Source organism: Paenibacillus yonginensis, from assembly GCF_001685395.1.
Lineage (GTDB): Bacteria > Bacillota > Bacilli > Paenibacillales > Paenibacillaceae > Fontibacillus > Fontibacillus yonginensis.
In genome coordinates this window covers 2,783,004-2,805,303 of record NZ_CP014167.1, presented here as the reverse complement: position 1 = coordinate 2,805,303, position 22,300 = coordinate 2,783,004, and the positions used below count along the sequence as shown (strand labels likewise).

The 22,300-nt window shown below is 50.2% G+C and carries 17 protein-coding genes; 12 read left to right on the top strand and 5 right to left on the bottom strand.

What is annotated here, in order from left to right; genetic code table 11:
- The first annotated feature begins 256 nt into the window (after positions 1–256).
- On the top strand, positions 257–673 hold the full coding sequence (locus AWM70_RS12750; RefSeq protein WP_083180290.1) for a universal stress protein: 417 nt from the start codon (positions 257–259) through the stop codon (positions 671–673).
- 17 nt (positions 674–690) lie between these two features.
- Here AWM70_RS12750 and AWM70_RS12745 read toward each other — a convergent pair whose 3' ends face one another.
- Positions 691–1,593 (bottom strand): LysR family transcriptional regulator, encoded by a 903-nt coding sequence (locus tag AWM70_RS12745; protein WP_068696954.1) that lies wholly within the window; start codon positions 1,591–1,593, stop codon positions 691–693.
- Positions 1,594–1,901: 308 nt separating this feature from the next.
- On the opposite strand from AWM70_RS12745, the gene AWM70_RS12740 reads away from it, so the two are divergent.
- Positions 1,902–2,963: a YeiH family protein gene (locus AWM70_RS12740; protein ID WP_068700638.1), complete on the top strand. Its 1,062-nt coding sequence runs from the start codon at positions 1,902–1,904 to the stop codon at positions 2,961–2,963.
- 108 nt (positions 2,964–3,071) lie between these two features.
- On the opposite strand, the gene AWM70_RS12735 is transcribed toward AWM70_RS12740, so the two are convergent.
- Both AWM70_RS12735 and fdhF read right to left on the bottom strand, forming a co-directional pair.
- Positions 3,072–3,593: a helical membrane plugin domain-containing protein gene (locus tag AWM70_RS12735; protein ID WP_068696953.1), complete on the bottom strand. Its 522-nt coding sequence runs from the start codon at positions 3,591–3,593 to the stop codon at positions 3,072–3,074.
- Positions 3,568–6,549 carry a formate dehydrogenase subunit alpha gene (gene fdhF, locus AWM70_RS12730; RefSeq protein ID WP_068696949.1) on the bottom strand — a complete coding sequence of 994 codons (2,982 nt, stop codon included), beginning with the start codon at positions 6,547–6,549 and terminating at the stop codon, positions 3,568–3,570. The genes AWM70_RS12735 and fdhF overlap by 26 nt, the downstream gene beginning before the upstream one ends.
- Positions 6,550–7,033: 484 nt before the next feature.
- Here fdhF and moaA point away from each other — a divergent pair, with 484 nt between their 5' ends.
- The 3 genes from moaA (at position 7,034) to ltrA (ending at position 10,906) form a co-directional block, all read left to right on the top strand.
- Positions 7,034–8,044: a GTP 3',8-cyclase MoaA gene (gene moaA, locus AWM70_RS12725; protein WP_068696947.1), complete on the top strand. Its 1,011-nt coding sequence runs from the start codon at positions 7,034–7,036 to the stop codon at positions 8,042–8,044.
- Positions 8,045–8,181: 137 nt separating this feature from the next.
- Positions 8,182–9,012, top strand: a complete 831-nt coding sequence (gene fdhD / locus AWM70_RS12720; RefSeq protein ID WP_068696945.1) for a formate dehydrogenase accessory sulfurtransferase FdhD — start codon at positions 8,182–8,184, stop codon at positions 9,010–9,012.
- 730 nt (positions 9,013–9,742) lie between these two features.
- Positions 9,743–10,906 carry a group II intron reverse transcriptase/maturase gene (gene ltrA / locus AWM70_RS12715; RefSeq protein ID WP_237167918.1) on the top strand — a complete coding sequence of 388 codons (1,164 nt, stop codon included), beginning with the start codon at positions 9,743–9,745 and terminating at the stop codon, positions 10,904–10,906.
- 145 nt (positions 10,907–11,051) lie between these two features.
- Here ltrA and AWM70_RS12710 read toward each other — a convergent pair whose 3' ends face one another.
- On the bottom strand, positions 11,052–11,396 hold the full coding sequence (locus AWM70_RS12710) for a Na-translocating system protein MpsC family protein (RefSeq protein WP_068696943.1): 345 nt from the start codon (positions 11,394–11,396) through the stop codon (positions 11,052–11,054).
- A 70-nt stretch (positions 11,397–11,466) separates the two neighbouring features.
- A complete protein-coding gene (shc, locus tag AWM70_RS12705) occupies positions 11,467–13,374 on the bottom strand; it encodes a squalene--hopene cyclase (RefSeq protein ID WP_068696942.1) in 1,908 nt (635 codons plus the stop codon).
- Positions 13,375–13,573: 199 nt separating this feature from the next.
- Between shc and sigK the strand changes: the two genes are divergently transcribed.
- The 7 genes from sigK (at position 13,574) to AWM70_RS12670 (ending at position 22,253) form a co-directional block, all read left to right on the top strand.
- Positions 13,574–14,272, top strand: coding sequence for an RNA polymerase sporulation sigma factor SigK (sigK, locus tag AWM70_RS12700; protein WP_068696941.1), 699 nt, complete (start codon positions 13,574–13,576; stop codon positions 14,270–14,272).
- A gap of 603 nt (positions 14,273–14,875) precedes the next feature.
- Positions 14,876–16,024 carry a copper amine oxidase N-terminal domain-containing protein gene (locus tag AWM70_RS12695; RefSeq protein ID WP_083180288.1) on the top strand — a complete coding sequence of 383 codons (1,149 nt, stop codon included), beginning with the start codon at positions 14,876–14,878 and terminating at the stop codon, positions 16,022–16,024.
- Positions 16,025–16,070: 46 nt separating this feature from the next.
- The gene (locus AWM70_RS12690; RefSeq protein WP_169823441.1) at positions 16,071–19,373 is read left to right on the top strand and encodes a DUF5704 domain-containing protein; all 3,303 of its coding nucleotides are present in this window, start codon (positions 16,071–16,073) and stop codon (positions 19,371–19,373) included.
- Positions 19,374–19,458: 85 nt separating this feature from the next.
- A complete protein-coding gene (locus AWM70_RS22820) occupies positions 19,459–20,853 on the top strand; it encodes an EndoU domain-containing protein (protein WP_083180286.1) in 1,395 nt (464 codons plus the stop codon).
- A 26-nt stretch (positions 20,854–20,879) separates the two neighbouring features.
- On the top strand, positions 20,880–21,293 hold the full coding sequence (locus tag AWM70_RS12680) for a hypothetical protein (RefSeq protein WP_068696937.1): 414 nt from the start codon (positions 20,880–20,882) through the stop codon (positions 21,291–21,293).
- A gap of 403 nt (positions 21,294–21,696) precedes the next feature.
- On the top strand, positions 21,697–21,960 hold the full coding sequence (locus tag AWM70_RS12675) for a preprotein translocase subunit TatA (protein ID WP_068696936.1): 264 nt from the start codon (positions 21,697–21,699) through the stop codon (positions 21,958–21,960).
- Positions 21,957–22,253, top strand: a complete 297-nt coding sequence (locus AWM70_RS12670; protein WP_068696935.1) for a hypothetical protein — start codon at positions 21,957–21,959, stop codon at positions 22,251–22,253. Before AWM70_RS12675 ends, AWM70_RS12670 begins: the two co-directional genes overlap by 4 nt.
- The last annotated feature ends 47 nt before the right edge of the window (positions 22,254–22,300 follow it).

Sequence of the window (22,300 nt, the reverse complement as noted above, 5' to 3'; positions counted from 1 at the left end):
AAATAACACTGAGCCTGAACGCTTTGTGGTCAGGCTAGCGTCTTTAGGCGCAGTTTGGCAACAGGGGGTTATACGCCTAGTGCAAACTACCCGTTGGACGGGTAGTTCTGATTTTAGCCTAATGATAACTATTTGTTTATGATAAACATCAAAATCAATTATTTTACTTATCAGAAGGAAGGGCATACGATATAGGCAGCCACCACATTGAATCGAATCAGGATCGTGGAGTATATGAAAACAGGAGGTTAGTTCAGTGAAAAACATATTATTCGCCACAGACGGATCAAAGTATTCTGCGCATGCTGCAAGCCTTATGGAAGAGCTGCTGCAGGCATGGCCTGCAGCCGAATGTACGGTTGTGTATGTGACCGTTAGAGAGAATTATGCTTATGATCTGATTCCTGAAGCTGTAGATGCCTTTGAAGGAAGGCTGAGCGAAACGATTAGGCAGGAAATAACGGAGCAGCTTGCTCCGTGGAAAAACCGGCTCCGATTCGTTCATCTTACCGGCCACCCGGTCAAATCCATTTGTACTGCGGCTCAGGAAGTGAAAGCGGATTTGATTGTAATGGGCAGCCATGGCAGAGGTTTAATGAACGAGGCGCTGCTCGGCAGCGTCACTCACGGGGTGCTGCATCATTCTGAGATTCCGGTGCTGGTGGCTAAATAAATACACTTTTTGGGCCCTTAGAGCTCGGGAAATCCCACTCCTTCCCGAATCATGTCCGCCAGCAGCTCCGTCGCCTTGGTTTGGAACTGGCTGTCCGGCATAATCAGCGAGAACTGGCGTTTAAGTGGGAACCCTTCGAACGGCAGCAACCAAAGGGAGCCGGATTCGAGTTCCTTGCGCAGCGTCCAGCGGGAGAGCAGGGTGAGGCCAAGGCCGGCTTCGACGGCTTCCTTGATTGCCTGCGTACTACCGATGACAAGCAGATGGGCCGGCTCGAAGCCGAGCTGCTCAAAGGCTTTCTCCTGCATTTGCCGGGTTCCGGAGCCTTCTTCACGTACGATCCACGTATGCTCCGCCAAATCGGCCGCCGTGGTCTCCGCTTGACCTGCTGCCGGATGGCGAGGGGAGGCGGTGATAAACATCCGGTCTTCTGCAAAAGAATCAGCGCTGACGCCTGTCAGCTCTTTCTCTGTAAGTTCGCCTTCCACGATCCCGATGTCCAGCTGTCTGCGCAGGGTCAGGTCCAGAATTTCTTTCGAATTGGCAATCGTAATGCTTGGCGATACCTTCGGGTACTGCTCGCGCAGCCTGGTTAACACATGCGGCAAAATATATTCGCCAAACGTATAGCTGGCCCCGATGGTCAGCGGGCCGCTGGCGGTATGCTGAAGATCGTCGAGCAGATTCCCCATGCGGGTGTAAAGATTGAGGATTTCTTTCGCGTGGTGGTAGACAATTTCTCCAGCTTTGTTCAGCTGCACATATTTGTTCGTCCGGTCGAGCAGACGTGCGCCCAGGTTTCGCTCCAGCGACTGGATATAGCTGCTGACCGCGGGCTGGGTCATATGCAGCAGTTCAGCTGCCCGGGTGAAATTCCGCTGCTCGGCAACGGTAATGAAGACCTGCAAGGATTGTTCCATCAAGCTTCCCTCAGCTTTCTTATTTGGAGTCGTTAGGACAGTTTGTCGCTATCATAAATAAATATTTATTATAACAATCATTATAACTTATTTTACTTATTAATTCCTCAGGCATAACATAAATCATGTACCAAGAAGCATCGGGAGGGGGATTAGACATGAATAGAAATATAAACACACACATGCCGTACAAGGAAATGCGGGAGGAAGCTTACAAGGAAGCCCGCAAGGAGGCGGGCAAGGAACTGTCCGCCTCGAAGCCGAAGCCGGGGGAACAAGGTTCGCAGGAACTGGCATTCCGGCAGCAGATGCCTGCTGAGCATGGAACAACGAAAGGAACCACACTTGGAACAACTCGGGGGACTTCTTCCGGCTGGCTTCGCTGGTGCGGAGGCCTTGCTTTTACCTTTGGGATTGCTTTAGCCAGTTATTACCTGGGCAAGCTGCCCGGTTTGGATCATGTCGGCGCCTTGGCCTGCGCCATTCTGATTGCCGTCATTTACCGGCAGTTTGCCGGTTATCCGGAGGTGCTTCGGCCCGGGATTCAGTTCGCTTCCAAAAAACTGCTGCGCTTCGCCATTATCCTGTTCGGACTGAAGCTGAACATGGACGTCGTGCTGCACCAAGGACTGGGCTTGCTCGCCCGTGATGTGGTGACCATTCTGTTTGCCATCGGCGCGACCCTGCTGCTGGCCAAATGGCTGAAAGCCGATATGTCGCTGTCGCTGCTGCTCGGCATCGGTACGGGCGTCTGCGGGGCGGCAGCGATTGCCGCCGTGTCCCCGATAGTGAAAGCCAAAGAAGAGGATACAGCGATTGGGGCTGGCCTGATCGCTCTTGTAGGCACGCTGTTTGCCATTGCCTATACCGTGGTTCGGCCCTTCCTGCCTTTTACGCCGGTAGAGTACGGCACATGGGCCGGCATCAGCCTGCATGAGATTGCCCACGTCGCTTTGGCCGGAGCTCCGGCCGGAACAGACGGTCTGGCCATTGCCCTGCTGGCCAAGCTGGGCCGAGTATTCCTGCTCGTGCCGCTCAGCTTCGTTCTGCTCTTCTGGATGAACCGCAAAAATAACAAGAAACAGATACCGTCCGCGAATGCCGCATCCAAAATCGAGTTCCCGTGGTTCTTGATCGGTTTTATTCTGATGAGCTTGTTTGGCAGCTATGTGCTGGGCCAGGCCATCACGCTTCCTGAGGCGATAATGAATGATATTTCGGTAGTGACTTCCTTCCTGCTGAGTATGGCCATGATCGGACTCGGGCTGAACGTGAGCCTGAAGGATGTCAGAAGCAAAGCGCTGCGACCGCTGCTCGTTATGGTGATCGTGTCGGTGATGCTCTCGGGCCTTGCGTACCTGATGGTTTGACAACAGGAGAAAGGATTAGTAAAAAAGAAAGCCCGCTTTAAATGGGAGGTTGCTTTTCCATTTAAAGCGGGCTTTTATTTTCATGAAGATTTGGGTGAGAAGGTGGATTTATTTATCTTTCTTGGAGATAAACTCCTCGTTGTCATCCTTGCGCTCGGCCAGTCCTTGCCCGAGTCCCTTCAGGAAATGGATGCCAAAGCCGACGGCGCGGTTGACGTCCGGGTCTTTGAGCACCCGCATCAAATCCATTACGCCGATCTTCTTCGGATGATGGAGATATTCCTCGGCGGATTCCATCCCTTCGGAGAAGCTTTTCATCAACTTGGTTGTCGTAGCCGGATCGATTTCACTCAAAGCACCGGCTGCACCCATCAGATTGTTGATGGCATTGGTTACCGGCTCACGGGTCACCTGGGCCAGCAGGATTTTGGTGATTTCCTCTTTGGCCTTCAGCATGGACTGGGCTGCTTCGAGAATGCCGATGTCGTTCAGCTCTTTCATGATCGAAAGCGTATTTTTGAGCGCTTCGCTGCTTTCGGCCATTTCGTCCGCGAGCTGCTGCAGCTTCTGCTGTTTCTGCTCTTCTTCCGTCAATACTTTCTTATTAATGAATGTAATTGGCTTGGCCATGAGGGGAATCTCCTTTCTCCTGATCGACTAGGGAAACAAAGCCCGGCCGGTTCCATTTCCGCTGCACTTCAACGCCGTGCTGAGGGAAACGTTTCTTGTACCGGTGGTTGATCAGCGGAAGCGGGTTGTTGCCCTCCTCCTCCAGCACGGTCATGCGGATCTTCATCTGCTTGTAGGCCGGAGTATGGGTCTGCACATCGACGGCACCGCCGGTCAGCAGGTTGATTGCACTTTCGTGGCTGTGCGAGTGCATCGGCACATAAACCGTATGGCCATGCATCCGGTCGGTGATCAGCGCATGCAGCTTGATGGCGCCGTATGGCGATTCCAGGCGGACCAGCGTCCCGTCCTTGATTCCGCGCTCTTTGGCCAGCTCCGGCGAAATTTCCACGAATACTCTTGGCAGCTTCAGATGAATGCCGTGAGATTTATCGGTCAGGTTGCCTTCGTGGAACTGCTCTAGCAAACGCCCGTTATCCAGGAACAGGTCATATTCCGGCGGAAGCTCTTTTGGCGGAATGAAGTCGAACAGGGCCAGGCGGGCTTTTTTATCCGGGAAGTTGAATCCATCCAGATATAGAAGCGGCGTGTTGCTGCCGTCCGGCGACCCCCAGTTGAAGCTGCCCCAGCCTTCGAGTACGTCGTAATTGCATTGAGAGAAGAACGGCGTCAGGGAAGCCATCTCGTCGAAGATTTCGCTTGGATGGCTGTAGTTCCAGTCGAAGCCCATCTTCTTGGCGAGCTGGCAGAAGATCCACCAGTCCGGCTTGGCGTCGCCGATTGGTTCAAGTGCTTGATACAAACGTTGTACGCGGCGTTCCGTATTGGTGAAGGTTCCTTCCTTCTCCAGAGAAGGCACGGCCGGTAGAATCACGTCTGCAAACTCGGCGGTTTTACTCAGGAACACGTCTTGAACCACCAGGAAGTCGACTTTGGCCAGCATATCCTGGGTATGGTTGGAGTCGGAATCGACCCAGGCCATTTCTTCACCGGATACGTACATGCCTTTGATTTTATCGTTGTTGATCGCTTCCAGCATCAGGATGTTATCGAGACCCGGTTCGGCCGGCAGCTTGACGCCGTAAGCCTTCTCGAATTTCGCGCGGATGCTGTCGTCGGTAACAGGCTGATAGCCTGGAAAAATATTCGGCATAGTGCCCATATCGGCTGCACCCTGTACGTTATTATGACCGCGCAGCGGATAAGCGCCTGCGCCTGGACGCATGAAGTTGCCGGTTACGAGCAGCAGGTTCGCAATCGCGGTGGATGTGTAAGAGCCCCCGATATTCTGCGTAACGCCCATGCCCCAACAGATGCAGGTGCCGTCAGCATCGCGGATCATTTCGGCGATTTGGATCAGCGTTTCCTGCGGAATGCCGGTTATCTTTTCAGCGAATTCCAGCGTATATTTCTGAATCAGCTCGAGATATTCCGGATAGAAATTGACGTGTTTCTCGATGAACTCCGGTTTATGCCAGTTCTGATCGATCATGTATTTGGCAACCGCAGTCAGCCAAACATAATCCGTACCTTGGTTCGGACGAATGAACAGGTCGGCGCGCTCGGCCATCTCATGCTTGCGCAGGTCGACGGCAATCAGCTTCTGGCCGTGCAGCTTGTGCGCACGTTTGATGCGTGTTGCGAGTACCGGGTGGCCTTCCGCTGGCGCACAGCCGACAAGGATGACGAGACCGGCAGATGCGAGATCTTTGATCGTGCCTGTATCCCCGCCGATGCCTGTCGTTTGTTGCAGACCCCAGGAAGCCGGGGATTGGCAGTAGCGGGAGCAGTTATCGACGTTGTTCGTTTGGAACACCTGGCGCGCAAGCTTCTGCATCAAGTAGTTCTCTTCGTTGGTATATTTCGAGGAAGCGATGAAGCCAAGGGCTTCAGGGCCATAAGCTTCCTTAATGCCGCCAAGCTTGCTGGCTACCAGGCTCAGCGCATCATCCCAAGAGGCTTCCACGAATTCGTCGCCCTGACGGATAAGCGGAGTCGTCAAACGTTCGCCGCTGTTGACGAAATCCCAGCCGAATTTCCCTTTGACGCAGGTGGAAATGCCGTTAACCGGACCTTCGGAGGTCGGTTGAACTTTGAGAATTTTGCGCCCTTTAGTCCAAACTTCAAATGAGCAGCCTACACCGCAGAAGGTGCAGACGGTTTTGGTCTTCTTAGTGCGGGTTTCGCGCATGGAAGCTTCGACTTCCGACACGGCAAAAATACCGCCGTAACCCGGCTCGACTTCCTTGATCAAATGGATCATCGGATCAAGCACTTCCTGCTTGAGGCCAGTCATGAAGCCGGCTTCACCCAGCATGGATTTCTCCATCAAGGCGTTGCAAGGGCATACCGTTACACAGTGGCCGCAGCTGACACAGGAGGAATCGTTGATCGCTTTGCCGTCATCCCAGATGACCCGTGGACGTTCAGCTTCCCAGTCAATGGACAACGTTTCGTTGACCTGCAGGTTCTGACAGACCTCTACGCATTGTCCGCAGGCAATACATTGGTTAGGGTCATAACGGTAGAAAGGATGCGACATATCGACAGCCTCAGCACCGCCCTTGGGTTTGAATGGATATTTCTGATGTTCAATCTCCATGAATTCTACCGTATTGTGGACCCGGCAGTTGCCGTTGTTGTTGTCACATACGGTGCAGTACAGCATGTGGTTCTCCAGCAGCCGGTCCATCGCTTCTACTTGAGCTTCTTTGGCGGGGGCGGAAGCGAGCTGGATGTTCATGCCTTCTTCTGCCATCGTAGAGCAGGAGCGCATCAGCTGTCCGTTCACTTCTACGATACACGTATCGCAGGTGCGGATCGGGTCTACTTCGGGAACGTAGCAGACCTGCGGATGTTGAATGCCGTTTTCGTTGATGGCCTCGAGGATGGTCTGTCCTTTGCGGACTTCATATTCCTTGCCGTCCATCGTGATTCTAATGGTTGTTTCTGTCACGATCCATTTCTCCTCTCGACTGAATCCGTTTCATAAAGAAAAAATAACGCCCGTTAGATTATGAAATGAATTCATTAGGCTAAAAATAAAAAAATTCCACTCCTAATACATTTGTCCAAAAACAACACATGTATTCAGGTGGAATAGTAATCAAGCTAAAAAACTTGATAGCCAATCGCCTTTTTAATGTTAGCCAATGCCAATATCTTTAGCTATTAACCGCCAAACGGACGCACCGGACGACGATCAAAACGCTATTTCTCAATATTTAACTATAGTGCTAAATGTCATAGATTTCAACCTTGAATTGAAGTATGGCTTGCCAATCCGTAAAAATTTTGACAAAATCCAGGGATAGCGTTACAGTCCAAATAAATGATTGTTTTAAATTTATAACGATTGCATCATGAAGATAACTTTGATGAGAGCCGATAACGTTTGGATTCGATAAAAAGCTGTTATAGAGACGTATGAGGTGATGATAATGAACAATCCCGTGCAGGATTCACTGGACCGCCCCTTACGTGACTTGAGGATTTCGGTGACGGATAAATGCAACTTCCGCTGCCGTTATTGCATGCCGGCCGGGATCTTTGGACCGGATTATCCATTTCTGCCTAAGGATAAAGTGCTTAGCTTTGAGGAGATCGCCAGATTGGCGGAAATGTTCGCCGGCTTAGGCGTAACGAAGCTGCGGATTACGGGGGGCGAACCTTTGCTGCGCAAGGATCTTCCCGTGCTGATCGGAATGCTGAAGCCCATACCGGGCATTACGGATATTGCTTTGACCACCAACGGCGTACTGCTGCCCAAATTTGCGGCGAAACTGAAGGAAGCCGGGGTCGGACGGGTGAACGTCAGCCTGGATTCACTGCATGATGAGACCTTTCGTTACATGAACGGGAATAGAAGCGGCGTGCAAGCTGTTCTGGACGGTATGGAGGCCGCGGCGGAAGCCGGACTGCAGGTGAAGGTGAACATGGTTGTACAGAAAGGCGTCAACGATCATGAAATCGTGGAGATGGCAGCCTTTTTCAAGGCGCGGAAGCATATTCTGCGGTTTATTGAATTTATGGATGTCGGCAACTCCAACGGCTGGCGGCTGGATGACGTCATGACCAAACAGGAGATCATTCAGCGCATTCACGGGGAGATGCCTGTGGAGCCGGCTGATCCGCTATACAAGGGAGAAGTAGCCTCCAAGTTCCGCTATAAAGATACGGGAGAGGAGCTTGGCGTCATTTCATCGGTCAGCGACGCTTTCTGCTCGAGCTGCACAAGGGCGCGGATTTCGGCCGAAGGCACCTTATACACCTGCTTGTTCGCTTCCAAAGGTTATGATCTTCGCGACAAGCTGAGATCGGACCTGACGGACGAGGAAATTCAGGCTTATATCGCGGACATCTGGAGAGGACGCAAGGACCGCTATTCGGAGGAAAGACGCAGCCAGACCAAAGATCTGCCGAAGGTGGAAATGTCGCATATCGGGGGCTGACGACGGAGAGCAGTTTGATTCGAGCGGCAGCCGGGCGCCGGAAGGGCGTTTGAGAAGAGGCAGGGAGAAGCTTTGGAGCAAAGTCCGGAAGGAAGTCCGGAATCTTGGAAAGGTAAAAGTCAGGGAGGAGAGCAGTTATGGCTAAACCGGTCGAAGTCAGCCGTAAAGTGATTCGTTATCAGGACCGCCAGGTCGAAGAGATCGAGGATCAGGTCGTGACGGAATATCCGGTCACCATCAAAATTAACAAAGAAGAGTTCGCTACTATGGTGTGTACACCGGAATATGTAGAGGATATGGTCGTCGGCTTTCTGGCTTCTGAAGGCGTCATCAAAGCCTATTCGGATATTGACGAGCTTTGGTTCCAGGAACGGGAAGGCTACGTGCATATCAAGACGGAGAAGCTGAACGAATTTTACCAGCATTTCCACTCCAAACGGTACATCACATCCTGCTGCGGCAAAAGCCGGCAGGGCTTCTATTTCATGAACGACGCTAAAATGGCCAAACCGGCCGCGGGAGCTAATGTGCACTTGTCCTATGAAGACTGCTTCCGTCTTATGGAGCTGATGCAAACCTCGGCGGAGACCTTCCAGCAGACCGGCGGCGTCCATAACGCGGCTTTATGCGATAAGAACGGAATGATATTGTCCCGGATGGACATCGGCCGTCATAATGCGCTGGACAAAATTTACGGCTACTGCCTCAAAAATAACATTTCCCTGAACGACAAGGTCATCGTATTCAGCGGACGGATTTCATCCGAAATTCTGCTCAAGGTATCCAAAATCGGCTGCGCGGTAGTCTTGTCCAAGTCCGCTCCAACCGAACTGGCTTTGCAGCTTGCTGAGGATTTAGGGATTACAACGGTTGGTTTCATCCGCGGGAATTCGTTTAATGTCTATACGCATCCGGAGCGGATTGGCGAAATGGCAGCTGCCGTTTCTGAAAGGACGAAAGCTGATTAAAGATAAAAGAAAAGGCCGCCCTGGTCAGGCTGCCGTGAACCGCCGATTTTGGCGGTTTTTTTTATGCTCTGCGTGCCCAGCTAAGCACGCATCTTCTAGCCGGTGAAAGTCCGGTCACAGGAGGGGCCAAGCCCCTGTGTAGCTAGGATACCTGCGTATGGCGAAAGCTGTGCGTAGAAGCGTATCGACGAAAGTACCTGTCGGAGACAGGGCGAGCAACATGTCAGGCCGTAACATAAAGTGAATCCTGCCGCGTCGTCAAAAAGGCCTCGCAAGAGGGAAAAGAGGAAGCCGAGCCCCGCGAGCATGGGCGAAGGCCATGGAAGCTGATAAGAACTTGGAGCGTCAGCGAAGAATCCTCCGGCGTAGAGGGATCGGCATGGGATGAAAGAGGATGCAGTGAACTGGGGAGACCCTCCCCTGCACGGAGATTTTTTTTTTTCGAAACCGTAAAGAGACGCTCTATAAGCCAAAAGGTGAAGTGATCCGTCTGCAGGAAGGGAGTCCGAGGGGCGAATAGTACCGGGGAACGCAGGACAACACAACCTGCGGGAGGGAAGGCGCCCTGCTTTGTTCAAGCTTCACAAGGAGGTACGAGTGAGTGAATGCCAGAAGGCTAACGACACCAACAGAAAAAGTTCAACAACTCCAAGAGAAGCTAGGTCATGCGGCCAAGACGAGCAAGAGCAGAAAGTTCCATGCACTGTACGACAAAGTCCATCGATTGGATGTGCTACAGGAAGCGTGGCGGAGAGTACGGGCAAACAAAGGAGCGGCAGGCATCGACGGTGAAACCTTGGCAGATATAGCGAAGATGGGTGAAGACCGATTCGTAGCGGAATGCCGAGAACGGCTCCAGAAGAAGTCCTACCGCCCCCAGCCCGTGCGCCGTCACTACATTCCGAAGAAAGACGGACGGAAACGCCCGCTCGGCATTCCAACGGTAAGGGACCGCGTCGTGCAAATGGCAACGAAACTCATAGTGGAACCGATCTTTGAAGCCGATTTTCAGGAATGCTCGTTTGGCTTTCGACCGAAGCGAGGCGCAAAACAAGCGCTGGAGCAAATCCGTAAAGCCTGCAACCGCAAAGGCAATTGGGTGGTCGACGTCGACATCCAAGGCTACTTCGACAACATTAACCAAGAGAAGCTCATGAAACTGGTAGAAATGCGAATCAGCGACAGACGCATTCTCAAGCTCATTCGGCAATGGCTCGGAGCAGGAGTGACGGAGGAAGGAACGGTCAGACGTTCCGATCTGGGAACGCCGCAGGGCGGGGTGATCTCGCCGCTACTGGCGAACATCTACCTGAACTACTTCGACCGATTGTGGGAAAAGCATGGCAAAGAGGTCGGGGAACTCACGCGGTACGCAGACGACTTTGTCGTCGTGTGCAAGACAAAGAAAGATGCGCTCCATGGGTACAAACTCATTCAAGCGATAATGGAGCGTCTGGAACTGACCTTGCATCCGGAAAAGACGCGGATTGTGGGGATATGGACGGGAGAAGAAGGGTTTGACTTCCTCGGCATGCACCACCGGAAGACGAAAGCAGAAACGGGGCAGAACCGCGTGTACTATACGACGCAACAATGGCTCTGTGTTAAAGCAGAGAAACACATTCGGGAAGTCGTTAAAGAACGACTCGCGCCGCCGAAAATGCGGCACGTTTCGTTCCAAGAACATGTGGACTGGCTCAACCTGAGAATCCAAGGCTGGAAGAACTACTATTCGACGCCATACAGTTCCAAATGGATGACAAAGTTAGATGGGTACATCCGCACAAGGCTAACGAAGTGGTACGCAAAGAAGCGCCAACGTAGTCGCTGGCGCAGTTCTGGAAATGAGGTTAAGTTGCTCTGCCAAATGTATGGACTCAAAACGCTTTTGTAAGTCGCACGCACATGAATGACGAACATCGGAAAGCCGTATGAGGGAAAACCTCACGTACGGTTTGATGAGGAGGGGCTGAAAAAAAAAAAAAACTCAGCCCTTTACTCTAGCTATTGCCTATTTCGGCCTTGAGTAAGGCTTGGGCTTAGGGATTAATTTTATTCTGAAAAATAAATACGGAGACCGCAACATCCTGCTCCACATCGATGTCCGTAAATAAGTGCAGCAGTTTATTTTCCATATATTGTTCAATTTCAGGCTGGAATTGGGTCGGGTAGACTTTCTGGATCATTTGGGTGCGGGCGTCTTTGACCATTTGTCTGCCGGTTGGCTCTTGGGCAAAAAACTTCTCGGTCTGCGTCAGATTTCCATATAATATACTGATGGCCAGATTATCTACAAAAGAAGTGTGGATTCGTTCAGGGCCTTTCCCGAACAATTCCTTTCTCACTTTTCGAACCAGCTCGTTAAAACCTGTTTCCTTCTTCATGGGAGCATCCCTTCAATTGAAAATGATTTCGGGATTCTATTATAGCATACAAGCAGGCAGAATGTGGGGTCTACCCCTGGTATTTCTGCCGATAATGGCTGAACGTCAGCAGCGGCCAGATATGCCGGTAGCTGTGATAATGGGTATAAAAGTTGCCGGGAAGTCCGGCGCCGGTCGGATAAGACAGAAGGGGATCGGCTGGATCGGCGGGATCGCTCGGCAGAAATTCGGCCAGCCTTACAATGCCTCTTTCGATTTCGGGTATAGGCTGAGACGAAGCGGCGATTAAAGCATCCAGGGCCCAGGCTGTTTGCGAAGGCGTGCTTTGCCCCAAAGGGACATAATGGTTCACCACATCGCTGCGGCAGGATTCTCCCCAGCCTCCGTCCGGGTTCTGGATGCTGAGCAGCCAGCGGACAGCTTTGGTTACCGCGTCATGGTCAGCGGGGATGCCGACCGCCGATAGTCCGGTCAAAGCGGCCCAGGTGCCGTAAATGTAGCAGACGCCCCATCTTCCATACCAGGAGCCATCTTTTTCCTGATGATCTATCAGCCAATCCGCTCCGCGTTTAATAAACTTGTGTTTGATGTTTAGTCCGGCAAAGCTGCCGAAATACTCCAGCGTCCGCCCGGTAAGGTCGGCTTCAGAAGGATCGGTTGCCGCCGCTTTAGCGCCTTCGATCGCCAGCCAGGTCAGCATCTCTTTGTCTGTATTCTTCTCAAAAGCCGGCCAGCCGCCGTCTTTGTTTTGCATCGAAATCACCCAGTTCAGCCCGCGGTTCCAGGGGTCACGGAAGGAATCGTCCGTTCTGGCCAGCCTGCAGATCGCCCGCAGCGCAGCAGTGGTGTCGTCTACGTCTGGGACAATACTGTTGTTGTCGGAGAAACCCCATCCGCCCGGCACAGGGTTTGGATTATGTACACTCCAGTCGGCCAGCTTGTGATGCTGCTTGGAGCGAAGGTAGCCGGCAGCTCTCCGAATAGCTGCATGGTTTGCGGGCAAACCGGCTTCCTGCAGGGCATAAGCCAGCAGAGCGGTATCCCATACGGTGGAAGGCGAGTTCTGTAGAGTCGTATGGCCGTCATCGGCCGTACAACGCATGTTGATAATCCCGTCCACGGCCCGGGTGATGATCGGGTCTCTTTTATCGTAGCCCAGCGCAAGCAAAGCCCAAACCATCAAAATAGTCGAACTGGCATAGCTGTACAGCGTCCCGTCTGCTTCAATCCGCTCCAGCATAAACCGTTTGGCTTGTTCGGCGGCCGCTTCGTGCAGATAATGGCCGGGGGCGGCAAGTTTGCCGAGTCCCGATTTGATATGGCCGAGCAGCTTCCGGTGTTCCTCCGGCGGTGGTTCGCTGCCCATGTCCCGGTTGGTGTAAAGCTCGCTGAGATCGGGCGTTTGCGGAGTTCGGATCGTGAAATCGCGGTCGGCCATAATCAGCAGCGGAATAAGATGAATCCGTGAATAACCGGAGAAATCAAACAGGCTGATCGGAAAAGAAGCCGGAAGAAGCAGCACTTCCAGCGGAATGGTTTTGACGGAGAGGGGCCATTTCTGCTGCCCGGTTATAGAAAGCAGCGTTTTGGTCAGGATGCTTGAGGAATTTCCGGCGCCGCCCCTTGATATGATGTATCGTTTGGCCCGTTCTAGCGGTTCATCCGTTGTTTGGCTGTAACCGGAATAGAGCAGGGCGAAATAAGCTTCGATTGAAGCGGCCAGGTTGCCCTCCGTTTCGTCGGCATACCATCTCCAGCAGCCCTCTGGCTGCTGCGCCGCCAGAATCCGGTCGTGCAGCTTGCGGATCAGCGGCTCGTTATCCAGGTCCAGATTCCGAAAAAGGATGATGGAGAGCGCATCAATGACGGTCCCGTTCTCAAAACAAAAATGCCACGTTCCATCCAGCTGCTGCCGCTGTACAAGATCATGTGTCATTCGGCTTACAGCTTCGTTTGCCGTCGTTAATACTGGGTTCATCTGACTGGGTACCTCCCGGTCCTTTTTCCACCAGTATATGTGCGGGAGCAGGTGGAAATGAGGCGGAGGGAGGCCGCACGGATTCGGAAACTTCGATTGACGGCTACATCTTTTTCCCCGTACAGGCACGAGTAGGCCTTCGCCCACATACAATGAACAGACCGCAGACAAATGCACATTTCTTCAGGAGGTGTCATCCTTGCCCGGACTATTCAGTGCGATTGCCTTGTTTATTAAACAGCTCACCCTGCTTGTCTCTTACGTCAAAAATAATGCGTTTCCCCAGCCCTTAACGGAAGCCGAAGAAACGCTTCACCTTCAGCGCATGGCCGAAGGCGACCCCGTCAGCCGCAACCTGCTGATTGAACACAATCTCAGGTTGGTTGCCCATATAGTCAAGAAATTCGACAATACCGGCGAAGACCTGGAGGATCTGATCTCCATCGGAACGATAGGCCTCATTAAAGCCATTGAAAGCTACCGGCTTGGCAAAGGCACCAAGCTGGCCACATTTGCCGCGCGTTGTATTGAAAACGAAATCCTGATGCATCTCAGATCGCTCAAGAAAACCCGCAAAGATGTCTCCTTGCACGATCCGATTGGAACGGATAAGGAAGGCAATGAAATCACGCTGATCGATATCCTTGGCAGCGACAACGACGACGTTGCGGACCATGTGGAGCTGAAGATGGAGAAAAGCAAAATTTATCAGAACCTTGATATTCTGGATGAACGTGAGCAAGAGGTTATTAAAGGCCGTTTTGGCCTTGAGCACGGGGGGGAAGAGCGGACGCAGCGCGAAATCGCTAAGGAGCTAGGCATAAGCCGGAGTTATGTATCGCGGATTGAGAAAAGGGCGCTTATGAAGCTTTATCATGAGTTTTATAAGAAAAAGTGAAGGAATGCTGAATTGCTGAATTGCTGAATTGCTGAATTTCTGGATATCCGGCTGTACCCTCTTAACTTAATGCCATCTTGATATAAAAAAGATCGCAGGCTGGGTAACCTCTCTCTTTTTTGAGTTTTGTAGACGGGTTCTCCGGGATCTTTCCAAAAGGCACGCATAGGATCCCAGGACGAGCCATTCCGTCTTCATAAGCATTCCCATGACCGAATACCCCGTCCTAAATATTTTACAAACTAAATAAAGCTAGGCCCATACCTCAAACTCAAGCAGATCGATTATGGTCAAACACCGCCATGATTGGTCTGTTTATTTATTTTCCCTTCGTCTAGCAGAACTTTCCTTTTATTTCTTAATTATTTTATACATCAGTAATAGTCAAATTAATTGGAAATTAAGGCCTAATGATAATAAAATCCAAAAATCGACATTTATTGCAGAGGTGATGTGATAGAATTTCCTTAATTTAGGTTATCTTATTGTTTCCTTGGTTAGGAGGTGGGGAAAGGAAGGGGCAGCAAAAGCCATTAGAAAGCTAGTAAGCTAGACCGCAACTTAACAGTAAATAAGTACAGATTGATAAGGAGTTGGATCATTATGTTCATCGCAAAAAAATATACAAGCCCAAGGAGATCTATGCTTTCAAGAGTTTCTCTTATTTTACTAGGGATCCTAATGATAACGTCCATGTTATTCGGCGATACAGCAAAAGCAGCAGGTGGCTCCGTCAGATTTGTGACTGTCATTATGGACGGAGAAAAATATCCGCTGACGAGCGGCCATCCTTATGCGGTAAACGGGTCTACCCTTATTCCGTTTCGGATGCTTACCGGAAAGCTTGGCATCCAATCCAGCTGGATTAATTCCACGAAATCTCTGGAAATCCAGCAAAACGGAAACAAAATGAAACTAACACTGAATTCAGCGGTTGCATGGGTGAATGGAACAGCAGTTTCTTTAAGTACTAAAGTGGTACAGAAAGACGGTTATATCATGATCCCGTTAGATTTTGTTAAAAACGTGTTAGCTGCCGACGTCAAAGTAGATGATACATATGGAACGGTATTTATTGATACCACGGGAGAAGAACTCGGAAATGTCGATGATTTTGGACGTAAAATCCGGACAACGAATTTACCGAAGAACTACAAGGACTACCCCTACATATTAGAAGATATCCCGAATGAAATGTATGAGATGAAGACGACGTGGCTCTCCTATGCTCAAGACGCGCAAACCGGTGCTGAAATGTATAAGACGCAGGAAGTTACCAGTGAAGATATGGCTAAAATTATAGATCGAATGAAGAAAGGTTACGACATTAAATTGAACGTGGATTATAAAACCATTAACCCGTCTTCTTTTGCCAAGGAACTGTATCAGTATGAAAATCAAGCCATCTCTTATCGGGTGGTCGAACTTGAGAATTATGCAAATTGGGTGAAGAAAAATAAAATTCAGATTGAGGGATCCATCGATCCAGAACCTTCGATGGTCTATTATTCGGGAATTAGTTGGTATGTCCGGTCCAAAGTTAGGTTCAAAATTAACAGCTATAGCGAATATAAAGATTTGATTTCAGATGGTTTCTTTAACAATAAAAATAAGCTTAAAAAAGGCGTTTGGTATGAAGGGTACGCGGATATTGGAATAAGTACCAACCATAGTAAGTATCCAGGAGAATATATGAATTTAGATGCACTTTCCAGCTTATTCGAAAACAGCCAATTACATGAAGTGAAGTGATCCAACATTGAGAAAAAAACTAATTTCTATCCTATTAGTGATGTTCATGATAAATGTTCTTTATCTTCCTGAGATAAGCTTTGTACACGCAGAGCAGCCAAGAGCAAGCTTTAATAACGGGGCATTTACTTATATCACAACTTCAAAAAAGGCTACTTCAAGCATTCGTTTTAAAACGATCGGCTGGTATATTCATACGGAAACAAGCTGTGATTCGAGTGACCCCAGAAATTATAACGCGCATTGCGACCCGACCTCCTTGCCTTCCGGCCATTATTTCAAACTGCAGGATGATGGAAATGGTCATGTCGTTTCAGATGTTGAAGATAACAATGGAGAAAACATGGTCACCACCTTTAAATGGAGCGACGATGAGGTGCTTGCGGCTATCGGAGCAGCTAAAGCGGAACAAGCCATTTCAGAAGGAATGCAGCTTTATGCTAGTGCCATTATGGACGTGGTTACGGGACCTCGGGAGAATCCCACGGTTATTAAGGGGCCGTTCCATACTTTAAGAGATATTGTTCATGCAGAGAGTTGGGCCCAGCCTGAAGATTTAAGGCAATATTTTGATGTGTCTTTAACTTTTGATGGACAGGACTACCCTGTTAACATGATTTTGAAGCTATCGAACGGAACGGTGGTAAGCAATGAATTGGTAGGAAATTATTCCGCCGGTCATCCGATCGTGAAGTCCTTTCCGGATCATGTGACTTACGGACAGGAGGAATATAGAATTTACCAATCCTGGCTGTCACCGGTTATTAGGGCAGGAGATCAGTTATATATTCAGAAACTAGACGCTGGAGACCCAAGTGTCATTCAACGCAACTTTAAAGTTTTTGTTGGCGGTGTAAACATGGTTGCGCTTTATCGGGAAGCGGATACAGAACCCCAGCAACCGTCCGGTGATGGGGATTGCACTTATACCATTGATCCTCCAGCACAGGTATCAGCGCCGGTAACATCCTTCATGGATCCTAATGCTACTGGAGTTATTTTAGGAGATGATGCAGCCAATGGCCGGCATTTTGAGGCACCAACGGCTATTCCAACTTCGGAGAACTTGTACGCCAACGCTTGGGGTATGAATTATCTATTTGAACATACCTTTGCCAATATGAAGGGGCAGGTTCGTTATGAGTGTAAGGTAACGGTCACTTACCCAACCAAGTGGGAGGAGAAGCAGCCGGATATTACGGGGCCGGACGGCAAACCGCAGGCTCAGGATCCGATTCCCCGTACGGGCTCGTTGACCCAAATCTACACTTTCGAACTAACACCGCGGGAATATGCCTACTGGCAGGTTAACCAGCTAGAGGTATATGAACTTGATCATGCCTGGATGGAAAACTGTGCACTCCCCGGAGGCGAATTGACATTGTATCCTAACGGCTATGTTCCTCCGTCAGTTGAATTTAGAAACAGTAAAGCTGTGGAGGATCATGTGTTTCCCAAAGAAACGGGACATATTTCCTTTACGCCGGAAACCGTGGATGGCATTGATCATGAACCTTCATTAGGCGAACTACCCGATGATACGGGGAGGCTAAAAGAGATTGCCGAATCGCAAACCGAAGATCCGGATGTTCAAAATGATGCGGTTCTCTTTAATGGAGAGACGATTATGGATGACTCGCTCGTTTCTAAAACAGGCCCTGCTCCAGGCAGTATACCTCAGCCTGAAAGGATTGGCGATCAGGTTCTTTATCAGAATAGACTGCTGATCAGCAGCTCTCTTCAGAATAAAGCCGATACGCCGAGCGATGGGACCCTTTATTATCATTTATTACCTGAGCATGTTGGCGGAAGCGGGGATCAAGAGTTCCCGATCTACGGCATTAACAGCGTAACCGTACATACTCCGGTGGTGAACTATTCCTCCATCACAGACGATCAGGCCCATAACCAGAAGACGGTGCCGAATCGGCAGCGGGCGGCACTTATTCTAGAGCGGCCCTTTACCGTCCGAATCCCAACAAGTGGTCAGCATGTGAATTACCCAGGCTACGGGAACCGGGATTATGCCAAGTATTTTCGAACAAAGCAGGTCCGGTTTCCGTTTGACGTCTACAACGAAAGCCGGACACAGTTTATTCCGAAAGATACGTGGATTGATATCCCGGTGAATCAGCTGGATACCACCTTCTATTTACCGGTCTGGGTGGATGAAGGCGACTACCAGGTGTATTTCCGCAGCATTGCGGAGAACGCGCCTAACGACTATGAAGAACAGTGGGAACCGGACGCGAATTTAGATCTGGCGCATCACATCGCCACCGATGAGGTATCGGTCGAAGTGATCGGCCGGCTGTATGATTTTGAAATTACGGATATCGCGGACTACAACTGGGAGACGGTCTTCCGGACCAACCTGGGCAGCAGTCAGCCGAGGGGCCTATCGTATTGGATCGGGCAAAACGGCATCGACGGAGACCCGCGGGGAAACCTGGAGCCGTTCAGCTTGTCGATCCACCCGGGCAGCAACCCGCTGCCGGGCTATAAGAACGTGGCTATCAAGACGGGTTACCACTTCAAATTTGATTTTAAAACGAAAGGCAACATGTTTGGAGCGCTGGACGGGATCCGGATAACCCCGACCTTCTATTATGTACCCAAGAGCGGCGGAGCCGGATTCCCGGTCGACTTATACTACCGGACGAACAGCCAGCCTTTTGTGAAGATCGGTTCTGAAGAAGATCAAGTCCATCGGTATGTGATCTTAAACGACCGGCTGCGGAATGTGCCGGAAGAGGAGCTGGAGGATACAGCTTCGTATAAGTATGATCATGAGGGGACGGGCGGATTTGCGACCAAAGCGCAATACGAAGAGAATTACATCGACAAATACACCAAGCAAAAAACGCCGGTAGGCGGGTACAGCCTATTGCTGCTGCCTGAGCAGCTGCGGACCTTGATTGGACCGAAGAGCAATCTTCCGGTTTCGGTGGACCCGCAGCGGGCGAATGCGGCGATTCAAAAATGGTATGGGGAATACAGCCTGCCGGCCGATCCGTACGTGGTGCAGGCAGGCACCCATCTGGCGGAATACGGGCGAACCCATGGCGGATTGGACGAGAAGTCGCCGATCTTCTTGAAAGACGGTTATATCATCGTGAACTTTAACATCGAGACGATTCAGGAAGGGAATCTAAATGCGCCGCATCTGCAGTACATTCATGCCCCGATGATGGCCCAATTTAACCGGAGCCAGTGGCAGATGGAAGGGTTTGAATCGCAAGTATCCGACCCGTTTGGCCATCTGTTCAAGCTGAACCAAGGCGATGTGGTGTTCTACCATGCGGATCAATCAAGCCGGGATGACTTTAGTGCGCAGGTGCCGCAGTGAGGGAGAAGCTTAGTGCTCTCGAACGAAACGAGCTTCGTAAGTTTGGAGAAACCTTTAAATAAAAATAGAGGAAGGAGAAGTAGACTTGCGGATCGAAGCAGAGATCACAGGGATCAAGCAGACGGGCCAGCGGCTGGCGTCTGCCTCCCAAAATCTGAGCCAGCTGCGGGACTCCCTGCGCCGGACGATGGGCGGGCTTACGATGGAAAGCCGAAGACGCCCTGAGATCGACAGTCAGTACCAGCAAATCGACCGCTGGCTGTGGGAACTGGGTCAGGAGATGGAGACCTTATCGCGTTATACCGCGCGTAAAGCCGAGCAGTTTGCCGATGATGACAACCACAGCCTGCAGCTTAAAAGCGGGACCGGATGGAGCTGGAAGAACAGCCTGGGGAACGTACTGGACTTTCTGCCGGTGATCGGCAATATCGAAGGGCTGATCGAAGCCTTGAGCGGACGGGACACGGAGACGGGAGGAAAGCTGGAAGGTTGGGAACGGCTCTTGTATGGAATCGGCCCGCTGGGCAAGGGGGTGCTGCTGGGCGCTAAACTGCAGGGCGCAGCGGACGAGCTGGCAGAAGGGATCCAATTTGTGGGCCGGGCAACTGCAGAAGCAGGAGCGAAGCTGCAAAGTGTAGGGAAGGCCACCCTGGAGGGTCTGCAGGAAGGCGTGGAAGTGGGCTGGGATTTTATCCAAGGCGCAAAGAGTGCCATACAAGAGGACCTGACGCTGGGGCTTATCAAGGAGCGGGAAAGGGAATATGAACACCCGATCGCTGAGAAGGTAGGAGAATTAACGGGACATACTGTGGGAACTGTGCTAGGAGCCTTGGAAACGCTGACGGGGATAGGCGGAGAGGCTGGATCGATTGTGCTGGATGCGACCGGAGCAGGTGCCCTGGTTGGCGTTCCGGGGATGGCAGCATCGGCAGCTTTGGCGGCTTACGGACTCACCACGGCGAAGACAGGTGCTGCAGGTGTGGGCTCCAGTGCTCGGGACTTGGTTCAGATGGTTAAAGGTGAGGGGACGGGACAAGGTGTTGTTCCACCAAAAACAGTAATTAGTCCAGAGATGGAAGCAAAGATTTTGGAAGGACAACGAAAGGCTCCAAAAAATGAACTAATAGGCGGGCATTCGCCGAGCATCAATAATGCTAACGATAATTTTGCAGTTGAAGTATTATCAACTAATGCTGATGGTACAAAAAATGTGGTTTTTACAAAGCAGTTTCCTGATGGCAATATATCCAAACTCAAAAAGAGTACTCTATTTCCTGATTCATGGTCTGATGATCAAATTCTCAAGAGCATAACGGATGTTGGTAATACACCAGCCATATCTACAAGATTGAGGGATGGAGCAACTTGGCATAGAGCAACTATAAATGGTGTAGAGATTGATGTAATCAAAGTTGGCGATGATGTAACTAGCGGATATCCAACAGGTACGATAAACGCGTCACGCCCGTCAGGTTTTTAGCTCAATTTTAAATGGAGGCATCAAATATGTTCAAAGAACTAGATAACCTTTTATCTGCTGAAACAACAGTAGATTCTTGGTACGATGATGGCTGTGTCATAGCTAGCGAGATACTTTCAGAGTTTAGCTCAAGTGATTGGGATATATTATCTAATCAGGTGCTTAGTAAGCCAATAGAATGGCAAAGAAAAATAGCATATTGCTTGGATAACAAGTGTAGTGTTCACGAACTTAACATTCTAATCTCTTTGCTCAGTACTAATGATGAGGAATTATTCGAGATATGCATCGACACGTTAAGAAGTTATTCAAGTCAAGAAAGTAAAAATATGATATTAGATAACCCCCAGATTCTACAACGTGTAAATGACTTACTCCCTACTGCTAGCATACCAGTAAGGAAAATGCTCGAAGATTTTCTTGCTAAAATCCGTTCGTAATATATATTTCAGATTTGGATGTAATATTGTCTTAGAACTTTTTTGGCAACGTGCCTTTTAGACTTCTCTTTCAATTAATAAACTAGCCGCCCGCGCATCACGCACCGCCTAAGTAGCGGGCGGGAGATAATGAAGCCGAGCAAATTCAGCTTTTCCTGTTCGTACGAAGATTAGACCGAAAAGGAGGTTAATCATCCTAAATAGGGTGACGAGATGCGGTACTCTAATCGAATGCATTCGGAAGTTACCGTTATAATCTAGGCTGTCTTGTTATTAATGGGATATCCAGATGTGACAAATTCAAGATTCAAATAGCTCCCTATGCTTCTGTATGTCTGGCGTGATTCCTGCCTGTAGAGTGTCTAACCTATAAGGGAAGACATCTCGAAGGGAGAAATCATCAATGAATCATCCAGTCAAAGAATGTATTCAGAAGCTAGGGCTAACACATCGAGCGTTTGTTGTCCTGTATGACATCTCATGGGAAAGGTTTCGTAGTTGTTTGTATGGCTACACCGATTCCATCCCCCGCGCCATCCTGAATGTCATGGTACAGCATGGTTATGATGAACAGGAAGCACAGCGGCAGTATCTCTTATGGAGAAAGTGGAGCGTTCAGCAAAAGCTAGCCGCCCCCGCCGCCACCGAAGGGAGGGGGCATCCATGAAACGACTACCGTTAAATACAGTCCTAACCCTAATGCGGCGGGAGAACGTGCTAGGACATGGCTTTGATCTTGATGAACTTACTCAAATCTTCGTCAAGCATGTCAAAGACCCGATGTCACAGGAGCAAGTCGAGCTAAGTCTCGCTCATTACCTTGCTAAATCGAAGCACAATGATGTCGTTCATCGGAATCAAGTCTTAGCAAAAGTTGCTCAATTCCTTAATCAGTATGATTGGCAGCTATCCGACGATCATATAGATTATTACCGAAAATACTTGCCGTTATTTGGCTAACCTGCCCCCGCCGTTGTGCGGGGTTTCTTTTTTCTGTTTTGTTGGGT

Bases quoted from the DNA above. Each gene is read 5' to 3' on its own strand.
- AWM70_RS12745 (WP_068696954.1), bottom strand. From the start codon at position 1,593: ATGGAACAATCCTTGCAGGTCTTCATTACCGTTGCCGAGCAGCGGAAT.
- AWM70_RS12740 (WP_068700638.1), top strand. From the start codon at position 1,902: ATGCCTGCTGAGCATGGAACAACGAAAGGAACCACACTTGGAACAACT.
- AWM70_RS12735 (WP_068696953.1), bottom strand. From the start codon at position 3,593: ATGGCCAAGCCAATTACATTCATTAATAAGAAAGTATTGACGGAAGAA.
- moaA (WP_068696947.1), top strand. From the start codon at position 7,034: ATGAACAATCCCGTGCAGGATTCACTGGACCGCCCCTTACGTGACTTG.
- fdhD (WP_068696945.1), top strand. From the start codon at position 8,182: ATGGCTAAACCGGTCGAAGTCAGCCGTAAAGTGATTCGTTATCAGGAC.
- AWM70_RS12710 (WP_068696943.1), bottom strand. From the start codon at position 11,396: ATGAAGAAGGAAACAGGTTTTAACGAGCTGGTTCGAAAAGTGAGAAAG.
- shc (WP_068696942.1), bottom strand. From the start codon at position 13,374: ATGAACCCAGTATTAACGACGGCAAACGAAGCTGTAAGCCGAATGACA.
- AWM70_RS12695 (WP_083180288.1), top strand. From the start codon at position 14,876: ATGTTCATCGCAAAAAAATATACAAGCCCAAGGAGATCTATGCTTTCA.
- AWM70_RS12690 (WP_169823441.1), top strand. From the start codon at position 16,071: ATGATAAATGTTCTTTATCTTCCTGAGATAAGCTTTGTACACGCAGAG.
- AWM70_RS12680 (WP_068696937.1), top strand. From the start codon at position 20,880: ATGTTCAAAGAACTAGATAACCTTTTATCTGCTGAAACAACAGTAGAT.
- AWM70_RS12675 (WP_068696936.1), top strand. From the start codon at position 21,697: ATGAATCATCCAGTCAAAGAATGTATTCAGAAGCTAGGGCTAACACAT.
- AWM70_RS12670 (WP_068696935.1), top strand. From the start codon at position 21,957: ATGAAACGACTACCGTTAAATACAGTCCTAACCCTAATGCGGCGGGAG.